This window comes from Gymnodinialimonas sp., from assembly GCF_059726805.1.
In genome coordinates this window covers 3,791,658-3,809,684 of the sequence record NZ_AP041059.1, presented here as the reverse complement: position 1 = coordinate 3,809,684, position 18,027 = coordinate 3,791,658, and the positions used below count along the sequence as shown (strand labels likewise).

The following is an 18,027-nucleotide window of genomic DNA, read 5'->3' as shown; positions in this document are numbered from 1 at the left end:
CGCTCTACGCTGGGGTGCAATCCTCACGGACTATGCGCCCGCCGTTACTCCGCCGAATACAGCTCTTTGATCGCCACAATCGAATGGAGCGGGATCAGCAAATCGTCGGCCTCTCGGTAGCCGTTGCGAATGCGGATGCGGACGAAGCTGTCGCCGACTTCGCGGATGCGGCCGGAGACGTGGCTGCGCAGGGGGCCGTTAATCGGCACCGGGTGGGTGAGGTAAAAGCGGTAGTTATAGCGGCTGTCGTTTCGTCTGATTTCATCAAGGAGCATGAATGGGCCTTTCGGGTAGAATGTCCCCGAAGATAACCAGATGACCGCCGCGTGAGGCAAATAATTTCGTATGTTCAGCGCTCTGCGGGATCGAAAAGGCGCGCGGCGTGGGCGCACACAGCCGTATCCCGCACCACACAGTGGCTGCGGGGTCGTCCCGAATTCAACCGATAGGCCGTTCAGAGTTTCACCAACTCCACCGCGCTTTCGCGGCCATCGCGGCCCTCGCGCAATTCGTAGCTGAGCTTGGTGTCGTCGGGCAGATCGCTCCACCCCGCGCGCTCGACGGCGGAGATGTGGACGAAGACGTCTTTGCCGCCCTCATCCGGTGCGATGAACCCAAATCCTTTGGTGGTATTGAACCATTTAACAGTGCCGGTTGGCATATTCCCGTGTCTTTCCATTTAGTGTCCCGCCCACAGACGTTGCGGCGGTGCGATGCGCGATTGCGTGCCAGCGCATAGGGAAAAAGATGGGGGGAAATGGGGGGAACTCAAGCGTCGTCATCATGGTTGTGGCGCCTTGGCATGAGTTTGCCTATGACTTGAGCCGGAATCGGGGCCAGACGTGGCAGAAGGGTTAAGAAATGCGCATCTACGGATTGAAAGCTTGTGACACCTGCCGCAAGGCGGCCAAGGCGCTGGGGGCGGAGTTGGTGGATATCCGTGCAACGCCGCTGGAGGCCACACAGGTCGCGGCCTTTGAGGCGGCGTTCGGGGCAGCGCTGATCAACACCCGGTCGACCACCTGGCGGGAATTGTCCGAGGCCGAGCGGGCGATGGACCCGGTGGCGCTGATCGCAGCTCATCCGGCTGTGATGAAGCGCCCGGTGATCGAGAAGGACGGCGCGTTGACGCTAGGCTGGACGAAGGATGTGCAGGCGCAGTACGGCATTTAAGCGCAATCCAAAAAGTGGGAACCGGTTTTGGGAATGCATTGCGCGCTATAGAATGCGGGGAAAAGGCGAGGGGATTTCACCCTCGTGTCCCGGGGCGGGACGCCCCATCTGACAGCTAACGCAACCAACTTCGGAGACCCAAATGCGCAACGCAGCCCTTGTCCTTGGCCTTATCGGCGGCACGCTCGCCATGGTGGTGGGCTTCTTTGTCTACGGCTACACGGTCTTCATCGACTGGTTCGGAGAGATCCCGGACCTGGCGTATCAGGTTGATAACCCAGAGCTTTACCGGACGATGGCGTTTGTCTCGCCGCTTCTGGCGATTGCGGGCGGCGCCATGGCCAAGGCGCGTGCGCTTTGGGGCGGCATCCTGATGCTGCTGGCGGCGGGCGGGATGCTTTATGCGTTTGGCTTCGGGGTGTTTACCATGTTCCCCATCGCCATGTGCGGTTTGGGTGGGGTCTTGGCGATCGCCGCAGGGCGCCCGGACGAGGAACGGGCCCACTTCTGAAACGATCGCCAAGGGGTCCGCGCGGGCCAGGCCGCTGTCCTCCCCCCATAGGCAGACAGGACCCCCGGGTAACCGGGGGCGGGCGGCTGTTGGTTAGTGCCGGAGCGGTCTGAAGATGCGGATTTCCTGGACGAGTTTCGGGGCCCGGCGCGGCATGTCGAGGGCAGGGCATGTGTCCGGGCCAAGCTCCACCCAGATCCCGCCGATGCACAGTTGCTGCGGGCCTTCAAAGTGCAGACGAATGTAGTGTATCCCGTCTTCCGGGATCACCCGGCGGATCAACCCGCCGTCACAAAAGGAATTGGCGGCAAACCGGTCGATGCCATCGGGGTCCTCGGCCCAGTTGATCAGGCAGTCCGGCGAGACGAGGGCGGCTCCGTCCTCTGGCACGCCGGGCAGAGCGCCAGCGTCGAAGCGGATCGGGGCGAAGTCCGGGTTGTCTTGCAGGTCGCGCTTGGTGAAGCGGGTGTGGTCAATCCCGGTGATCTGCGCAAATGCGCTGGCGCGGGTCAAGACGTGCTGGCCGACCTCCAGCGTATCAAGGCGTTGTTTACCACCGGGGGTTTGGATCAGCGTGGGCGCTGCGAAGGAATGCCGGGCTGCCACGATGGCGGGGGGTGTTTCCGTCTCATCCGCCGGAGACGCGGGCGGGACCTCAAGCGGTCGTACTAAAGTGCTATGTGGCTGCATACTCGATACCTACTACTCGCCGTTATTTCGACGTTGGAAGCTGTATACAGGGTCACATTGGACCGCATGCGGGCCGAAATGTGGCATTTCCGGGAAAGAGTGTTGCGAAAGTGTTAATGTCGTCCGCCCCGGTGAGGGGGCGAGCGACAGGATTGCTTTACCGCTGATCGGGCGCGATCGCCTCGGCTGAGAGCGTTTTGACCACATCGTCCATGGGCAGCACCTGGGTTTGCTTTTCGCCCAGGCGGCGCAGGGTGACGGTGCGGTTCTCGACTTCCTGGCGGCCCACGGCGAGGATCACGGGGACCTTGCCCACGGAATGCTCGCGCACCTTGAAGTTGATCTTCTCGTTGCGGGTGTCGGCCTCGGCCCGGACCCCTTCGGCGCGCAGGGCGGCGACGGTTTCTTCAACGAAATCATCGGCGTCTGACACGATGGAGGCGACGACCACCTGCCGAGGCGCGAGCCAGAAGGGCAGCTTGCCTTCGGAGTTCTCGATCAGGATGCCGATGAACCGCTCAAAACTACCCAGGCAGGCGCGATGCAGCATCAGCGGGCGGTGCTTGTCGCCGTCCGCACCGATGTAGGAGGCGTCGAGGCGGTCGGGCAGGTTGGGGTCCACCTGGAACGTGCCACACTGCCAGACCCGGCCGATGGCGTCGGTCAGGTAGAAGTCCAGCTTGGGGCCATAGAAGGCGCCGTCGCCTTCTTCCAGCCGGTAGGCGTTGCCGGTGGACTTAATCGCCGCTTCCAGCGCACCTTCGACGTAGTCCCAGCTTTCGTCAGAGCCCACGCGCTTTTCGGGGCGGGTGGCGAAGGCGATCTCGAACTCGGCAAAGCCCAGGTCCTTGTAGACGCCTGCGAGGAAGGTGATGAACTTGGCGCATTCCGCCTCGATCTGGTCCTCGGTGCAGAAGATGTGGGCGTCATCCTGGGTAAAGCCACGCACCCGCATGATGCCGTGAAGCGCGCCCGAGGGCTCGTACCGCGAGCAGGACCCGAACTCTGCCATGCGCAGGGGCAGGTCGCGGTAGGATTTCAGGCCCTGGTTAAACACCTGCACATGGCACGGGCAGTTCATCGGCTTCAAAGCATTGATCGCCTTGTCGCGCGCGTGATCCTCGTCGACTTCGACGATAAACATATGCTCCTGGTACTTGTCCCAATGGCCGGATTTCTCCCACAGCGACCGGTTGACCAGCTGCGGGGTGTTGACCTCCACATAGCCATCGGCGCGCTGCTTGCGGCGCATGTAATTCTGCAAGGTGGTGTAGATGGTCCAGCCGTTTGCGTGCCAGAAGACCTGGCCCGGCGCCTCTTCCTGCATGTGAAAGAGGTCCATCTCACGGCCCAGGCGACGGTGGTCGCGCTTTTCAGCTTCCTCCAGGAAATGCAGGTGCTTCTTGAGGTCATCGCGGTTCTTGAACGCCACGCCGTAGATGCGTTGCAGCATCGGGCGGGTGTTGTCGCCGAGCCAATAGGCGGCGGCCACCGACATCAGCTTGAAGGCGTCAGCGGGGACCTGTCCGGTGTGCTGCAAATGGGGCCCGCGGCACATGTCTTGCCAGTCGCCATGCCAATACATGCGGATCGGCTCATCGCCCGGGATGCGGTCGAGGAGTTCGATTTTATAGGGCTCTTCGGTGGCCTCGTAATGGGCGCGGACTTTTTCACGGTCCCAAATTTCCGTGCGCACAGCGTCGCGGGCGTTGATGATTTCCTTCATCTTCGCCTCGATGGCGCCGAGGTCTTCCGGCGTGAAGGGCTCCCCCCGATCAAAGTCGTAGAACCAGCCCTGGTCGCGCACCGGGCCGATGGTGACTTTGACGTCGGGAAACAGCTCCTGCACCGCGCGGGCCATGATGTGGGCGCAGTCGTGGCGGATCAGCTCAAGCGCCTGCTCGTCATCCTTGAGGGTGTGGATGGCGATGGAGGCGTCGGTGTCGATGGGCCACTGCAGGTCGTGGTGTTCGCCATTGACGGTGGCCGAGATGGCCTTCTTGGCCAGCGAATTGGAGATGCCTGCGGCCACTTCCGCGGGAGTGATTCCGGCGTCATAGTCGCGCGCATTGCCATCGGGGAAGGTAAGGGAGATTTGGGCCATCAAAAGGCTCCTCGTCGGTTTGGCGCCTACAGAACGCCCGGTTGCGGGTATGGGTCTTGTGGCCTTGTCGCGCTGGCGCCGGAAGATGTCAACCGGGCGGCGCGTGGGGCGGCGGCGGGACGCTCCGCGGGGAGTTTTTCTGGCAAGATGAAAGGGGGCCACGCGCATTGCCGGCCCCCGATGCCCTTGGGTCAGGCGGTGAAAATCGCCACGCCCAGGATCACGATGCAGACCCAGCCTGCCGTGAAGATCAACGGGCGCAGGGGCATTTGGGCGAACCCGGTGATCATGCCGACCGCATGGGCCAGGCGCAGTCCGAGAAACGCGATGGCGGTCCAGTAGGTCAGCGCGGTGAAGCCGTCGGCGATGTGCAGGATCAGGACGATGACCGCAAACGGCAGAGCCTGTTCCAGCAGGTTGAGGTGGGCGCGGTGGGCGCGGGCGACCCAATCGGGCAGGCCCTCGTAGCCGGGGGGGCGCTGGAAGGGATTGATGCCTTCGCGCTCATATTTGTTGACGCCCACGATGTAGGGGATCCAGAGGGAGGCGGCCAGCAGCATAAGGCAGGTGAGCACGCCAAGTTCGGTGGGAAGGCTCGACATCAGGCGGCCCCTTCCATGGTGACTTTGAGCGCTTTGCCCGTTTCCAGGTAGGATTTGAGCGACGAGGCCAAGCGCGCCCACCCTTCGGCGAAACCGTCTTGGCCGGGGGCAATGTCGTAGTGCTCGATCGTCAGCTTACAGGCCTCGCCCTGGGGCTCGATGAGGTAGACCATGTGCGAATGCGGCGCGTCCGGGCCGAAGAAAAGCGGCTCAAACGTCTGGGCGATGCGAGATTTCGGGTCCAGTTCCGTGGTGACCTGGCGCAGCATCGGGTCGCCGTCGGGTTTGATGAATTCGGTCACGTTGCCGACGGCGGCATCGCCACGGATCTCGTCGCAGAACACGTGAAAGGCGGCGATCTGGTCTGCTTGCGTGAGCGCATCCCACAGCGCGTCCTGGGTGCAGCGGATGAACGTCTGCATCATGAAATCGGGTTTGCCCATAAGGTGGCTCCTTTCGAGTTTTGCTTTGAGGGTTGCGATCTGTTTGGTCTGCGGTTGCAGGAACGGCGCGACCCAGCGGTCGAGCATTTCCTGCAGGGGCATCGGGTTGAGGTAGTGATATTTGAACCGGCCCTGGCGTTTGGTGACGATCAGGCCCGCGTCCTCCAGCAGCTTCAGGTGCTTCATGACGCCGAAGCGGGTCATGTCGAACTGCGGCTCCAGATCAGAAAGGGACTGGCCGTCTTGTGCGCGCAAACTGTCAAGGATCGCGCGGCGGGCAGGGTCGGAGAGGGCTTTGAACAGGGTATCCATGGGAATCGCTTATAGGTGATTAAATAGTCACGTGACAAGATGGTAACGTAAAAAAGAGCAAGGCTCCGCCCATGGCGCGCGCGCAGGATTGCGGGGAGGGACGCAGACGGGCAGGGTCGCGGCGACGGAATTGAGCAGAGAGTTGGAAGACAAATCGATGGGCGAAATGCAGTATCTTGAGACCGACGCCGGACGCCGTTTGGCGTATCACAAGTTCTCGGGCCGCCGGACGGGCGTGGTGTTTCTGGGGGGGCTGCGGTCTGACATGAGCGGGTCCAAGGCGCTGCATCTGGAGGCCTGGGCACGCAGGTCGGGCCGCGAGTTTCTGCGGTTCGACTACTCGGGCCACGGGGAATCCTCGGGGGAGTTCACCGAAGGCTGCATCGGCGATTGGGCCGAGGACGCCATGGCCGCGATCGATGCGCTGACCGAGGGGCCGCAGGTGATCGTAGGCTCAAGTATGGGCGGCTGGATCAGCCTGTTGATGGCCAAGCACCGCCCGGACCGACTGGCGGGTCTGGTGACGATTGCCGCCGCACCGGACTTCACGGAAAACGGCTATTGGAAGGTCTGGGACGAGGCCAAGCGCAAGACGCTGATGGAGGAGGGCCACGTTGCCCTGCCGTCCGAGTACGGCGACGCGATGATCATCACCAAGCGGCTGATTGAGGACGGGCGCGATCATCTGGTACTGACGGAGCCCCTGCGCATCGACGCGCCGGTGCGGATGTTGCAGGGCACGGCGGATGTGGATGTGACGATGGATGTGGCGCTGGGGCTGTTGGACCATCTGGAGGGGCCTGATGTGCGGCTGGAGTTGGTGAAAGACGCCGATCACAGGTTCTCGGACGATGCGTGCCTGGCCACGATCACCCGCGCGGTGGAGGAAGTTCTAGCCCATGGCTAGGCTGGTGGCCCGTCTTCTGCGGGCCGTTGCCTTTGCGGCCATCGTCGTCGTCACATTGATCTACTTCGTGCCGCGCGAGCAGATGGCGCGGTTCCGGGCGGTCGAGGACCCCAATCTGGAGGCGCCCGCCGCCTGGCTGGCTGCGCGCGAGGCGCGCTTTGACGATATCACCCCGGGCGCAGAGGCGCGGATCATCTGGGCGGGGGAAGAGGGCGCGGCGAGCGACATCGTGGTGCTTTACCTGCACGGCTTCTCGGCCACGTCCGAGGAAATCCGCCCGGTCCCCGACCGCGTGGCCGCCGCGCTGGGGGCCAACCTGATCTTCGCACGGTTGCCGGGGCACGGACGCTCGGGCGACGCGATGGCCGAGCCGAGGGCGGGCGATTGGCGCGATGACACCGACAGCATGCTGCGGCTGGCGCGCGGGATTGGCGACAGAGTGGTGATCATCGGCACCTCCACCGGCGCCACGCTGGCCTCTTATGCGGCGAGTGAGCCTGAGATGGCCCGCGACGTGGCGGCACTCGTGCTGATCTCGCCCAATTACGAGCTGGCCCATCCGGCGGGCCGGATGCTGGAGATGCCCTTTGCACGGCTTTGGGTGCCCTTGGTGGCCGGGCGCGAGCGGCGGTTTGATCCGATCAACGCGGGCCACAACTCCTATTGGACCACCCGCTATCCGACGTCGGCCACGGTGGCGCTCGGCACGCTGCTGCGCACCACGCGGGCGCGGGACTACAGCAGGCTCACGATCCCCGCTCTGTTCCTGTTTTCCGACGCCGATCAGGTGATCTCAGCCCCCGCCGTGCGCGAATTTGCCGAAGGCTGGGGCGGGCCTACGACGCTGATCCCCGTAGCCGTGCCCGAGGTTGGCGGTGATCCGTTCAACCATGTGATTGCAGGCGATATTCTGAGCCCCGCGCTGACCAACAGAGTGGTGGATGAAGTCACCCAATGGCTGCGTGAAACCCTGAACTGACCCCTTCATTCGATGCATGTGCAAAGATTTCTCTTGCCGAAACCGGTTTCGGAAATGAGTTTGAGATTCGAGGAGGAGGAAGATGCACCGCACGGACGCATCATCGACGGGGGCAACCCGCGTCACCATCAACGACCTTGCGCGCACGTTGGGCCTGGCAAAAGGCACCGTGAGCCGGGCGTTGAATGGCTATCCCGATATCGCCGAAGCGACGCGCCTGCGGGTCAGTCGCACGGCAGAGCGGATGGGGTATCGCCCGCTGGCCCAGGCCCAGGCGATCCGCACCGGGCGGGCGCGGTCCTTGGGCTTGATCCTCAATACGGGTAACGCCGATCTGCACCGCCCGTTTCTGACCGACTTCCTCGATGGCATCAGCCGCGCGGCCTCGGACGAGACCTGGACGCTGACCGTGGCCACCGCCAATGGAACCGACGACGAAGTCGCCTCCATGGCGCGGCTGATCGATGACCGCAAGGCCGATGGCTTTATCCTGCCGCGCGCGATGTGGGATGACCCCCGCGTCGCCCTGTGCCGGGCGCGCGGCGTGCCGTTCATCCTTTATGGGCGCACCGGCGACAGCACGGATTGTGCCTGGTTCGATATCTCGGGCGAGGATGCGATGACCCGCGCCGTGACGCGGTTGGCGGGCTTCGGGCACCGCCGCATCGGCTTCATCAATGGATCGCGCGATTACACCTATGCGCATCTACGCCACGACGGGTTTCTGGCGGGCATGGCGGCGGCGGGGCTGACGGCGGACCCGGACCTGATGGCCGAAGGGGTCCTTGATATTGCCGCAGGCGAAGCGGCGGGGCGTGCCGTGCTGGCCCATGGCCCCACGGCGGTGGTCTGTGCTTTGGATCTTGCGGCCCTCGGCCTTTACCGCGCGGCCGCGGCACTCGGGCGGACGGTGGGCAAAGACCTTGCCGTGATCGCCTACGACGGCATCCCCGAGGCGGCCACGGCCACGCCGCCGCTCAGCACGTTTTCGGTTGATAACCGCGCCGCAGGCGAACGCCTGGCGAAGTTGTTGATCGCCCGCATTCGGGGCACCGACCCGAGTCATCTTCGAGAGCTGGCGCCTGCGCGCCTGATCGAGAGGGCCTCGGATCAATTGCCCGATTTCGACCCTGCGCAGGCACCGCCCGCGCAAGCAAATACACGCGCCTAAACAAATCTATGGGAGGATTGGCATGAGTATCGTTATCAACGCAAAAAAGGCGGCCCTACTGGCCGCTGTGTCCAGCCTGGCACTCGCCAGCGCGGCCGCTGCGCAAGACAGCATCCGCTTCTGGACCACGGAAGAACAGCCCGAGCGTCTGGCCCTGCAAGAGGCCATGGCCGCGGATTTCACCGCCGCCTCGGGCATCGAGGTTGAGGTGATCCCGGTCACGGAATCTGACCTCGGCACGCGCGCCACGGCGGCCTTTGCCGCGGGCGATCTGCCCGACGTGATCTACCACCCGCTGCAGTATGCTCTGCCGTGGTTTGAATCTGGACTTCTAGACAGCGACGCCGCGACGGACGTGATCGAGAACCTGGGCGACGACACCTTCGCCTCTGGCCCCTTGTCGATGGCTGCCGTTGACGGGGGCTATGCTGCTGTTCCCGTTGATGGCTGGACCCAGATGCTGGTTTACCGCGCGGACCTGTTCGCGGAAGCGGGCCTGGAGCCGCCCAACAGCTACGCCAACGTGCTGGCCGCCGTTGAGGCGCTGCACAATCCGCCCGAGATGTTTGGCTTCGTCGCCCCCACCAAGGTGGACGAAAACTTCATGTCTCAGGTGTTGGAGCATGTGTTCCTCGCCAATGGCGCCACCCCGGTGGATGCCGATGGGTTCGCGGGCTTTGATGAGGCGGCGACCGTCGAGGTGCTGGAATTCTACCGTGCCATCGTGGAAGCCTCTCCTGACGGGGAGCTTTATTGGGACCAGTCCCGCACGCTCTACTTCTCGGGCAATGCGGCGATGATCATCTGGTCGCCGTTCATCCTGGACGAATTGGCCGGTCTGCGCGACAGCGCCCCGCCCACCATCAACGACGATCCGCAGACGCGTGATCTGGCGGCGGCCACGGGCATCGTGACCAACTTCGCCGGCCCCTCGAACCCCGATGGGGCGGCCTGGGGCGACGTGCGTTACTTCGGCATCACCGCAGACGCGGACACGGACAACGCGATGGCGTTCGTCGAATACTCCATGTCCGACGGCTACACCCAGACGCTGGCCATCGCGCCCGAGGGCAAGTTCCCCGTGCGCCGGGGCACCGAGGATAACCCGACCGAGTTCGTGGAAGCCTGGGCCGCGCTTGACGTGGGTGTAGATCGCCGTGCGCCTTTGGGTGAGCTCTATGAGCAGTCGATGATCGATGAGATTGTCGGTGGTCTGGATGTCGCTCAGCGTTGGGGTGTGGAAGAGGGTCAGCTGGCGCTCGCCTCCCGGATCATCAACAGCCAAATCATCAACCGTCTGGTGCGCGAATACATCGACGGCGTGCGCGGCGCGTCTGAGACGGTGGCGCTGATGAATGAAGAACTCGGCGGGATCGAGTAAACTGCCCATGATCGGACGCCCCCCGCACGGGGGCGTCCCCTCTCAATCAACGGGATCGCCTTGATCTGGCGGCCCCGACCCCCTGAGTTTTGACCGGAGCGAGGCCATGACGACCACCGCGACACCGCCAAATGGACCCGACAATCTGGGCCCCCCCAAGGCGACCGGACCGCTCGCCAAACGCGAAGCGCGCCTGGCCTGGGGCCTGCTGCTGCCGACGCTGACCGCCGTCATGCTGGTCGTGATGCTGCCGCTGATCGGGATCATCTGGATCTCGTTCAAGCCCGTCAGCCTGGCCGATCTGCGCCCCGCCGCCCCCGTGGCGCGCGAGGATCTGCGCAACGCGGGCGAGCCGGATCAGTTGATCCGCTACCGAATCCGAAACTCCAGCCAGACAGATTCGATCTTCGAGGTCGTGATGACGGATGTGCTGCCCCAGGGCGCGGTGTTGTCTGAACTGCCCGAGATCTGCGCTGTCTCGGGTGCGGATCTGACCTGCACCATCGGCGAGCTGCCCGCAGGGGAGCGTCTGACCCTGGAGATCCCCATCGCGTTGGACGGCGACCTGGAGGACGCGCTGGAGGACGACACGCCGGTGCAGATCACCGGCGAGGCCACGAATGTGCTGACCTCGGGCGAGTTTACACTGGAGAACTTCCGCGATGTCTTCTCCGCGCGGGAGTTCTGGACGGTGATCTGGGCGACGCTCTTTTACACCGTCGTGGGCACCATCGGCGCGCTGGTGGTGGGGCTTTTCGCGGCGCTGCTCTTGAACAAGAGTTTCAAGGGGCAGGGCCTGCTGCGCGGGCTTTACCTGTTCCCTTACGTGGCGCCTGTGATTGCGGTTGCGTTCTCCTGGGTGATCCTGCTGGATCCAAGCTCGGGCTCGATAAATGCACTGCTGGTGCAGATGGGCGTGGTCGACAGCCCGATCAACTTCTTCGGCACAAGGCCTCTGGCGCTGATCATGGTGACGGTGTTCGAGATCTGGCGCTACTTCCCGCTGTCGTTCCTGTTCATCCTGGCGCGGATGCAGAGCATCGACACGGATATGTATGAGGCCGCGGATGTGGACGGCGCGACGCCGTTCCAGAAGTTCCGCTACCTGTCGCTGCCGATGCTGATGGGGATCTTGAGCGTCCTGTTCCTGCTGCGGTTCATTTGGACCTTCAACAAGTTCGACGACATTTTCCTGCTGACGGGCGGCAACGCGGGCACGCGGACGCTGACGGTGAATGTCTACGAGCAGGCCTTCGCGGTTTCGAACATCGGCGCGGGTGCGGCAGTGGCCGTGGTGATCCTGTGCTGCTTGCTGGTGTTCTCCTGGGCCTTCTTCCGGTTCATGTCGAAGGAGGAGGGGCTGTGAGCGGTTTTGCAAAGCAAACGAAACGTCCAGTGGACGTTTCGAGCGAACAGCGGGCGGAGCCCCGGCATGGCGGTTTTGCGAAGCAAATGAAACGTCCAGTGGACGTGTCGAGCCAAAAACGGGCGGAGCCGCGGGTGATGATGAGGGGTTTCGCCCCAGCCTGCCCAAGGGCAGGCCAGGTCGACCAATGCGAGGGGGGCAAGCCCCCCTCGCGCTCCCCCCACCTTTGCGAGGGGGCGCTGCCCCCCTCACACTCCCCCCGGGACGAGGGGCCAGCCCCTCGCGCTCCCCGGGATATTTTTGGAACGGGGAATGAGGGGGCGGTGCTATGACCTTTGTGCGCAATGGATATGTGACGGGACCCGTGATCGGCGTTCTTTGGGCGTTGATCGTGGCGACCACGGTGGCGGTGCTTTTGTCTTTCTCGACCGGGGAGGCGTTTCGGCCCGGATTGATCGGCTGTGTGCTGATTGGTGCGGCGATCGGAGTGGCGGCGTTTTGGGTGCGCTCCAGCCTGGTGTTGGGAGCCTTGGCGGCGGTGTTGGCCGGGCTATTGAGTTTCACCGTGATCAGCCCGGTTCATATCGGCGAGGCCCTGGGCGTGGGCGCCCATGGCAGCATGGCGGCGATTTTTGCCTTCGCGCTGGCTTGGCCCATGGCGATCATCCTGCGGGATGCGCCAAGCGGTGAGATGACCCGGCACGAGTGGGAGGAGGCGGTGATCCGGTTTTTGACCGGCTTTGGCTTCATCTTCTTCACCGCCGCCGTGGCCATTCCGTTCTACGTGATGGTGATGACGTCCCTGAAGACCCAAGGGGAGTTGTTGGCCAACCCGCTGGATTACTCCATCGACCTCAGCCAGGGGTGGGCGCTGTTCCGCAGCTACGCCGAGCTGTTTGGGGAGTTCAACTTTGGCCGCTACATGTGGACGAGCTTCTATATCTCGGTGATCACGGTGTTGGTGACGCTGCTGTTCTCGGTCCCCGGGGCCTATGCGGTGGCGCGGTTGCGGTTCAAGGGGCAGAAGGCGTTATCGCGGTCGATCCTGCTGGTCTACATGGTGCCGATGATCGTTCTGGCGCTGCCGATCTACATCGTCTTCTCGATGACCGGCCTGCGCAACACGATCATCGGGATCGTGATGATCTACCCGGTCACGACCATCCCCGTGGCGCTTTACATGTTGCAAGGGTACTTCCGTGGCCTTCCGGCGGAAGTGGAAGAGGCAGGGCTGATGGACGGGTTGAACCGCCTTCAGGTGATCTGGAAGATCACGCTTCCCCTGTCGCTTCCGGCGATGGTCTCGGTCAGCCTCTATGTCTTCATGATCGCCTGGAACGAGTTCCTGCTTGCCTTCATGCTGTTGGATGACCCATCGATCTTTACGCTGACGCGCGGTATCGCCTCGCTGAACTCTTCCGAGATCCCGAGACAGCACCTGATGGCGGGCGCCGTGATCGCCACGCTGCCTGTGATGATCCTGTTCCTGGGCCTGGAGAAATTCATGACCAAGGGCCTGACGGCGGGCTCGGTAAAAGGATGAGAGACATGTCAGACATCGACATTGCCGCGCTGGATACCGAGGCGCGGCGGATCCTGCAGTTGAACGACAAGGGCGGGTACACGGTGCCCACGGCGGGACTTTATCCCTACCAGTGGAACTGGGACAGCGCCTTTGCCGCCGTGGGCTTTGCCACCTTCGACATCGACCGCGCCTGGGTCGAGCTGGAGACGCTGTTCAGCGGCCAGTGGGACAACGGCATGGTGCCCCATATCCTGTTCCATGTGGAGGACGCCGGGTATTTCCCGGGCCCGGATACCTGGGGGACGATGGATGCCATGGGGCGCGGGGCGTGTTCCCTGCCGTCCTCGGGCGTCTCGCAGCCGCCGGTTGCGGCGTCGCTGGCGTGGGAAGTGTACCGCAAGGATCCCGCCGCCGGAGAGGCGCGGCTGCGCGCGCTTTTCCCCAAGCTGGTGGCCTTCCACCGCTGGGTGATGGCAGCGCGCGCCGAGACCGGGGCCGTAGTGATCACCCACCCCTGGGAGGCGGGCCGAGACAATGCGCCGGACTGGGATGAGGCGATGGCGGGCATCGACCCGGTGGGCGTGCAGCCCTACACGCGGCGCGACACCGGCCATGTGGACGCGCGGATGCGGCCCACCAAGGACGACTACGACCGCTATATCTGGCTGGTACAATTCGGGCGCGACCGCAAATGGGACGACGCGGCGATTGCCACCGAAAGTCCGTTTCGCGTGGCGGATCCGACGATGACCTTCACCGCTTTGCGCTCCACCCGGGATCTGGCGCAGATGGCGGATCTTCTAGGAGAAGACCGGGCCGAGATCGACACCTGGATCACGCGCCTGGAGGACGGCGCGGCGACGCTTTGGAATGACGCCACGCAGACCTACGATGCGATCAATCTGGCGACGGGAAACCGCACCGGATCGGTGTCGAACGCGGGCTTCCTGGCATGGTGGAGCGGGCTGCGTGACGACCGCCCGCTGCCGGTGCTGCGCGATGTGTTGGACCGGGCCACCTACGCCATTCCCAGCTATGACCCGGCGGGGCCGCAGTTTGACAGCCTGCGGTATTGGCGCGGGCCGGTCTGGGCAATCATGAACTATATGGCGGGGCGCGGTCTGGCGGATGCGGGCCACGCCGAACTTGCGAACCGCGTGCGCAATGACACGGCGCGGGTGATCGCGGAACGCGGCTTTGCGGAATATTTTGACCCAATCGACGGGACACCGGCGGGCGGGGGAACTTTCACATGGACGGCGGCGGTGTGGCTGGCTTGGGCCTCACCCTCGGCAGGAGGGCATGGATAATGGGTGCGATTGAACTGAAAGCCGTTGAGAAGTGGTTTGGCGAGGTCCAGGTCATCAAGGGCGTGGATCTGGACATTCGGGACGGAGAGTTCGTGATTTTCGTGGGCCCCTCGGGCTGCGGGAAATCCACGCTGCTGCGGATGATCGCCGGTCTGGAAGAAACCTCCCGCGGGCAGATCCTGATCGACGGGCGCGATGCGACGGCGGAGCCGCCCTCCAAGCGCGGGTTGGCGATGGTGTTCCAAAGCTACGCCCTTTATCCGCACATGTCGGTGGCTGAAAACATGGGGTTTTCCCTGAAAACCGCGGGTGCCTCGAAGGCCGAGCAGGACGAGAAGGTGGCCGAGGCCGCCCGAGCCCTGCGGCTGGAAGACTACATGGACCGCCGGCCCAAGGACCTTTCTGGCGGACAGCGGCAGCGGGTGGCCATCGGACGCTCGATTGTGCGCGACCCCACGGCGTTTTTGTTTGATGAGCCGCTGTCAAACCTCGACGCCAGCTTGCGGGTTGAGATGCGCTACGAGATCGCCAAGCTGCACCAGCAGCTGGACGCGACGATGGTCTATGTGACCCACGACCAGGTGGAAGCGATGACGCTGGCCGACCGGATCGTTGTGTTGTCGGCGGGCCGGATCGAGCAGGTGGGCTCTCCCAAAACCCTTTACGATCATCCCGATAACCTGTTCGTGGCGCAATTCATCGGCTCTCCCAAGATGAACGTGATCGACCTGCCCTGCGAAGGCCTGCGCCTCGACGGTGCGCCGTCGGGCGCGGCGCATCTGGGGGTTCGGCCTGAAGCGATTGGGATCGGCGCCAAGGGGGAAGGGGCCATCGACGGCGTCGTGGACGTGGCCGAATACCTGGGCGCGGACATCTTCCTGATCGTCGATTGCGGCGCGGCGGGCAAGCTGACCGTGCGCACCGATGGCGAAAGCGATCTGCGCCCTGGGGCCGAGGTCGGCCTCAGCTTCACGCCCGAGAAACGCCACTTCTTCAACGGCGAGGGGTTGGCGATCCGTCCCGGTTGATTTGCAATCGTATGCAGATTTTCCTTGAAGCGGGTTGAGGCCCTAGTATCCTTGCATCCAGAGATGGGGGAGGATGGGCTATGGCTGAATATCTCAAACGCGGCAAACCGGCAGATGAACGGGCGGAAGACGACGCCAAGGTGCGCAGCACCGTGGAAGGCATCCTGGGCGACATCGAGGCACGCGGCGACGCGGCGGTGCGCGATCTGAGCGCCAAGTTCGATGGCTATTCGCCCGATGCATTTCGCCTGACGCCGTCCGAGATCGAGGCGGCGATGCAGCAGGTCTCGACCCGCGAGATGGAGGATGTTCGCTTCGCCCAGACCCAGATCCGCCGTTTTGCCGAGGCGCAGCGCGCCTCGATGACCGATGTGGAAATTGAAACGATGCCCGGCGTGATCCTGGGCCACAAGAATATCCCGGTGAATTCAGTGGGTTGCTACGTGCCCGGCGGCAAGTTCCCGATGGTCGCCTCGGCCCATATGTCGGTGCTGACGGCCAAGGTGGCGGGAGTGAAACGCATCGTCGCCTCGGCACCGCCGGTGGGCGGCAAGCCGCACCCGGCGATTGTGGCGGCGATGCATGAAGGCGGCGCGGACGAGATCCTGGTGCTGGGCGGCGTGCAGGCCGTGGGCGCGATGGCCATTGGCACCGAAAGCGTGAAGCCCGTCGATATGCTGGTAGGCCCCGGCAACGCCTTTGTGGCGGAAGCCAAGCGGCAGCTTTTTGGCCGGGTCGGGATCGACCTGTTCGCCGGACCGACAGAAACCTGTGTGATCGCCGATGACACCGTGGACGGCGAGATGTGCGCCACCGATCTGCTGGGGCAGGCGGAGCACGGCTATAACTCGCCCGCCGTCCTGATCACCAATTCGCGCAAACTGGCCGAGGAGACACTGTCCGAGATTGACCGGATCCTGCAGATCCTGCCCACAGCCGAGACGGCGCGGGTCAGTTGGGAGGAATATGGCGAGGTGATCGTCTGCGACAGCTATGACGAGATGCTGGCGGTGTCCGAGGACATCGCGTCCGAGCATATCCAGGTGATGACCGACCGCGACGATTGGTTCCTGGAGAACATGACCAATTACGGCGCGCTGTTCCTGGGGCCGCGCACCAATGTGGCCAACGGCGACAAGGTGATCGGGACCAATCACACCTTGCCCACCAAGAAAGCGGGCCGCTACACCGGGGGGCTGTGGGTCGGCAAGTTCCTGAAGACGCATTCCTATCAGAAGGTGGTCAGCGACGAGGCGGCGACCCTGGTGGGCGAATACGGCTCGCGGCTGTGCATGTTGGAGGGCTTCGTGGGCCATGCAGAGCAGTGCAATGTCCGCGTCCGGCGCTACGGTGGGGTGAACGTGCCCTACGGTGAGGGCGCGCCTTACCGGGACGCGGCGGAGTAGGTTTTTTGGGGTGGGCGGGATCGCCCGTTAAGCGGCTATGCCGCGTAGGTACTCGCCCACCCCTTTTTTGTGGGGGCTGGCCCCCACACGCAGCTATTAGTGGGGGCCAGCCCCCACACCCCCGGGATATTTGAAGAACGGGGAATGAGGGGGCAGGCCCATGGTTGATGCGAGCAATATGGCCAAAGATGCGGTGGCGTCGTTTCGCCGGGATGGGCGATTGGAGGGGTTGGCGGGTGTAGGCTGCGCCGTGCATCTGGCGCATCCGTTCGAGACCTTGGACGTTGCGGGCTATCACGGGGTGTTGGACCAGCTGGCGGTGGCGTTCCCGGATCTGGAGCGGCGCGTGACGATTGAGGTCGCGGGGCTCGATGACCACGGGCAGATCTGGGTTGGGCAGTGCGGCTATTGGTGCGGCACCTTCGCGGCGCCGTTCGAGGGCATCCCGCCCATGGGGCGGATGGCGGCGATGCGGTTCCATGACTTTGTCCGGGTCGAAGACGGTCGCGTGGTGGAGATGCAATCGCTTTGGGATCTGCCTGAGCTGATGATGCAGGCGGGGGTGTGGCCTCTGTCGCCGTCATTGGGGCGCGAATGGCATGTGCCGGGACCGGCGACCCAGGACGGGTTGCGGGTTGTGGGTGACGGTGCGGCGGCGCTGGGAGTCGTTGGCGATATGCTGGCCGGTCTTGGCAACGACCCGGCGGGCACCCCGCGCGAGGTGATGGCCCGGTTCTGGCATGAGGGATGCTCGTGGTATGGTCCCTCGGGCATCGGCACGGCGCGTGGGATCGACGGGTTTCGCAAGCATCATCAGGCGCCGTTTCTTGGCGCGATGCCAGACCGGCGCGCTTATGTGGAGGCGGGGCATTTCTTTGGCGAAGGCGACTACGTGGGCTTCACCGCCTGGCCCGGCATGGCCTGCACCTTGACCGGTGGCACCTGGTTGGGCATCGCGGGGGCGGGGCAGGAGATTACCATGCGCAGCCTCGATTTCTGGCGCGTGGAGGGCGGCAAGATCGCCGAGAACTGGGTGCTTGTTGACCTGCTGCACGTCTATGACCAACTGGGTGTCGATGTGCTGGCGCGGATGCGGGAGATTGCGGGATGACTGACGCC

At 63.9% G+C, this 18,027-nt stretch carries 18 protein-coding genes; 12 read left to right on the top strand and 6 right to left on the bottom strand.

Features of this window, described 5'->3' with window-relative positions; all coding sequences use genetic code 11:
* Positions 1–44: 44 nt before the first annotated feature.
* Together AC6I9R_RS18565 and AC6I9R_RS18560 are read right to left on the bottom strand one after the other, a co-directional pair.
* Positions 45–275 carry a hypothetical protein gene (locus AC6I9R_RS18565; RefSeq protein ID WP_461428937.1) on the bottom strand — a complete coding sequence of 77 codons (231 nt, stop codon included), beginning with the start codon at positions 273–275 and terminating at the stop codon, positions 45–47.
* Between the two features lie 179 nt (positions 276–454).
* Positions 455–661: a cold-shock protein gene (locus AC6I9R_RS18560; protein WP_461428936.1), complete on the bottom strand. Its 207-nt coding sequence runs from the start codon at positions 659–661 to the stop codon at positions 455–457.
* A gap of 200 nt (positions 662–861) precedes the next feature.
* Between AC6I9R_RS18560 and AC6I9R_RS18555 the strand changes: the two genes are divergently transcribed.
* Together AC6I9R_RS18555 and AC6I9R_RS18550 are read left to right on the top strand one after the other, a co-directional pair.
* Complete coding sequence (locus AC6I9R_RS18555) at positions 862–1,173, top strand: arsenate reductase family protein (RefSeq protein WP_461428935.1); 312 nt, start codon at positions 862–864, stop codon at positions 1,171–1,173.
* 142 nt (positions 1,174–1,315) lie between these two features.
* Complete coding sequence (locus AC6I9R_RS18550) at positions 1,316–1,684, top strand: hypothetical protein (RefSeq protein ID WP_461428934.1); 369 nt, start codon at positions 1,316–1,318, stop codon at positions 1,682–1,684.
* A gap of 93 nt (positions 1,685–1,777) precedes the next feature.
* On the opposite strand, the gene AC6I9R_RS18545 is transcribed toward AC6I9R_RS18550, so the two are convergent.
* From AC6I9R_RS18545 to AC6I9R_RS18530, 4 genes are all read right to left on the bottom strand, one after another.
* On the bottom strand, positions 1,778–2,374 hold the full coding sequence (locus tag AC6I9R_RS18545; protein WP_461428933.1) for a Hint domain-containing protein: 597 nt from the start codon (positions 2,372–2,374) through the stop codon (positions 1,778–1,780).
* Positions 2,375–2,531: 157 nt separating this feature from the next.
* Positions 2,532–4,478 (bottom strand): threonine--tRNA ligase, encoded by a 1,947-nt coding sequence (gene thrS, locus AC6I9R_RS18540; RefSeq protein WP_461428932.1) that lies wholly within the window; start codon positions 4,476–4,478, stop codon positions 2,532–2,534.
* Between the two features lie 191 nt (positions 4,479–4,669).
* Positions 4,670–5,080, bottom strand: coding sequence for an MAPEG family protein (locus AC6I9R_RS18535; RefSeq protein ID WP_461428931.1), 411 nt, complete (start codon positions 5,078–5,080; stop codon positions 4,670–4,672).
* Positions 5,080–5,835, bottom strand: a complete 756-nt coding sequence (locus AC6I9R_RS18530) for an ArsR/SmtB family transcription factor (RefSeq protein ID WP_461428930.1) — start codon at positions 5,833–5,835, stop codon at positions 5,080–5,082. The genes AC6I9R_RS18535 and AC6I9R_RS18530 overlap by 1 nt, the downstream gene beginning before the upstream one ends.
* A gap of 157 nt (positions 5,836–5,992) precedes the next feature.
* On the opposite strand from AC6I9R_RS18530, the gene AC6I9R_RS18525 reads away from it, so the two are divergent.
* The 10 genes from AC6I9R_RS18525 to AC6I9R_RS18480 all read left to right on the top strand — a co-directional run bounded on the left by AC6I9R_RS18525 (position 5,993) and on the right by AC6I9R_RS18480 (position 18,019).
* The gene (locus AC6I9R_RS18525) at positions 5,993–6,742 is read left to right on the top strand and encodes an alpha/beta hydrolase (RefSeq protein WP_461429031.1); all 750 of its coding nucleotides are present in this window, start codon (positions 5,993–5,995) and stop codon (positions 6,740–6,742) included.
* The gene (locus AC6I9R_RS18520; protein WP_461428929.1) at positions 6,735–7,721 is read left to right on the top strand and encodes an alpha/beta hydrolase; all 987 of its coding nucleotides are present in this window, start codon (positions 6,735–6,737) and stop codon (positions 7,719–7,721) included. Before AC6I9R_RS18525 ends, AC6I9R_RS18520 begins: the two co-directional genes overlap by 8 nt.
* A gap of 82 nt (positions 7,722–7,803) precedes the next feature.
* On the top strand, positions 7,804–8,892 hold the full coding sequence (locus tag AC6I9R_RS18515; RefSeq protein WP_461428928.1) for a LacI family DNA-binding transcriptional regulator: 1,089 nt from the start codon (positions 7,804–7,806) through the stop codon (positions 8,890–8,892).
* Between the two features lie 22 nt (positions 8,893–8,914).
* Complete coding sequence (locus AC6I9R_RS18510) at positions 8,915–10,273, top strand: ABC transporter substrate-binding protein (RefSeq protein ID WP_461428927.1); 1,359 nt, start codon at positions 8,915–8,917, stop codon at positions 10,271–10,273.
* A 106-nt stretch (positions 10,274–10,379) separates the two neighbouring features.
* A complete protein-coding gene (locus AC6I9R_RS18505) occupies positions 10,380–11,639 on the top strand; it encodes a carbohydrate ABC transporter permease (protein ID WP_461428926.1) in 1,260 nt (419 codons plus the stop codon).
* 328 nt (positions 11,640–11,967) lie between these two features.
* Positions 11,968–13,182, top strand: a complete 1,215-nt coding sequence (locus AC6I9R_RS18500) for a carbohydrate ABC transporter permease (RefSeq protein ID WP_461428925.1) — start codon at positions 11,968–11,970, stop codon at positions 13,180–13,182.
* 5 nt (positions 13,183–13,187) lie between these two features.
* The gene (locus AC6I9R_RS18495; RefSeq protein ID WP_461428924.1) at positions 13,188–14,474 is read left to right on the top strand and encodes an MGH1-like glycoside hydrolase domain-containing protein; all 1,287 of its coding nucleotides are present in this window, start codon (positions 13,188–13,190) and stop codon (positions 14,472–14,474) included.
* On the top strand, positions 14,474–15,502 hold the full coding sequence (locus AC6I9R_RS18490; RefSeq protein ID WP_461428923.1) for an ABC transporter ATP-binding protein: 1,029 nt from the start codon (positions 14,474–14,476) through the stop codon (positions 15,500–15,502). The genes AC6I9R_RS18495 and AC6I9R_RS18490 overlap by 1 nt, the downstream gene beginning before the upstream one ends.
* Before the next feature lie 80 nt (positions 15,503–15,582).
* Positions 15,583–16,908, top strand: coding sequence for a histidinol dehydrogenase (hisD, locus tag AC6I9R_RS18485; protein ID WP_461428922.1), 1,326 nt, complete (start codon positions 15,583–15,585; stop codon positions 16,906–16,908).
* Positions 16,909–17,068: 160 nt separating this feature from the next.
* Positions 17,069–18,019, top strand: a complete 951-nt coding sequence (locus AC6I9R_RS18480; protein ID WP_461428921.1) for an ester cyclase — start codon at positions 17,069–17,071, stop codon at positions 18,017–18,019.
* The last annotated feature ends 8 nt before the right edge of the window (positions 18,020–18,027 follow it).

What these genes read in the sequence shown, in the direction of transcription:
- AC6I9R_RS18510 (WP_461428927.1), top strand. Translation starts at nt 8,915, where the DNA reads ATGAGTATCGTTATCAACGCAAAAAAGGCGGCCCTACTGGCCGCTGTG.
- AC6I9R_RS18495 (WP_461428924.1), top strand. Translation starts at nt 13,188, where the DNA reads ATGTCAGACATCGACATTGCCGCGCTGGATACCGAGGCGCGGCGGATC.
- AC6I9R_RS18530 (WP_461428930.1), bottom strand. Translation starts at nt 5,835, where the DNA reads ATGGATACCCTGTTCAAAGCCCTCTCCGACCCTGCCCGCCGCGCGATC.
- hisD (WP_461428922.1), top strand. Translation starts at nt 15,583, where the DNA reads ATGGCTGAATATCTCAAACGCGGCAAACCGGCAGATGAACGGGCGGAA.
- thrS (WP_461428932.1), bottom strand. Translation starts at nt 4,478, where the DNA reads ATGGCCCAAATCTCCCTTACCTTCCCCGATGGCAATGCGCGCGACTAT.
- AC6I9R_RS18505 (WP_461428926.1), top strand. Translation starts at nt 10,380, where the DNA reads ATGACGACCACCGCGACACCGCCAAATGGACCCGACAATCTGGGCCCC.
- AC6I9R_RS18480 (WP_461428921.1), top strand. Translation starts at nt 17,069, where the DNA reads ATGGTTGATGCGAGCAATATGGCCAAAGATGCGGTGGCGTCGTTTCGC.
- AC6I9R_RS18535 (WP_461428931.1), bottom strand. Translation starts at nt 5,080, where the DNA reads ATGTCGAGCCTTCCCACCGAACTTGGCGTGCTCACCTGCCTTATGCTG.
- AC6I9R_RS18555 (WP_461428935.1), top strand. Translation starts at nt 862, where the DNA reads ATGCGCATCTACGGATTGAAAGCTTGTGACACCTGCCGCAAGGCGGCC.
- AC6I9R_RS18520 (WP_461428929.1), top strand. Translation starts at nt 6,735, where the DNA reads ATGGCTAGGCTGGTGGCCCGTCTTCTGCGGGCCGTTGCCTTTGCGGCC.
- AC6I9R_RS18500 (WP_461428925.1), top strand. Translation starts at nt 11,968, where the DNA reads ATGACCTTTGTGCGCAATGGATATGTGACGGGACCCGTGATCGGCGTT.
- AC6I9R_RS18545 (WP_461428933.1), bottom strand. Translation starts at nt 2,374, where the DNA reads ATGCAGCCACATAGCACTTTAGTACGACCGCTTGAGGTCCCGCCCGCG.
- AC6I9R_RS18565 (WP_461428937.1), bottom strand. Translation starts at nt 275, where the DNA reads ATGCTCCTTGATGAAATCAGACGAAACGACAGCCGCTATAACTACCGC.
- AC6I9R_RS18560 (WP_461428936.1), bottom strand. Translation starts at nt 661, where the DNA reads ATGCCAACCGGCACTGTTAAATGGTTCAATACCACCAAAGGATTTGGG.
- AC6I9R_RS18490 (WP_461428923.1), top strand. Translation starts at nt 14,474, where the DNA reads ATGGGTGCGATTGAACTGAAAGCCGTTGAGAAGTGGTTTGGCGAGGTC.
- AC6I9R_RS18515 (WP_461428928.1), top strand. Translation starts at nt 7,804, where the DNA reads ATGCACCGCACGGACGCATCATCGACGGGGGCAACCCGCGTCACCATC.
- AC6I9R_RS18525 (WP_461429031.1), top strand. Translation starts at nt 5,993, where the DNA reads ATGGGCGAAATGCAGTATCTTGAGACCGACGCCGGACGCCGTTTGGCG.
- AC6I9R_RS18550 (WP_461428934.1), top strand. Translation starts at nt 1,316, where the DNA reads ATGCGCAACGCAGCCCTTGTCCTTGGCCTTATCGGCGGCACGCTCGCC.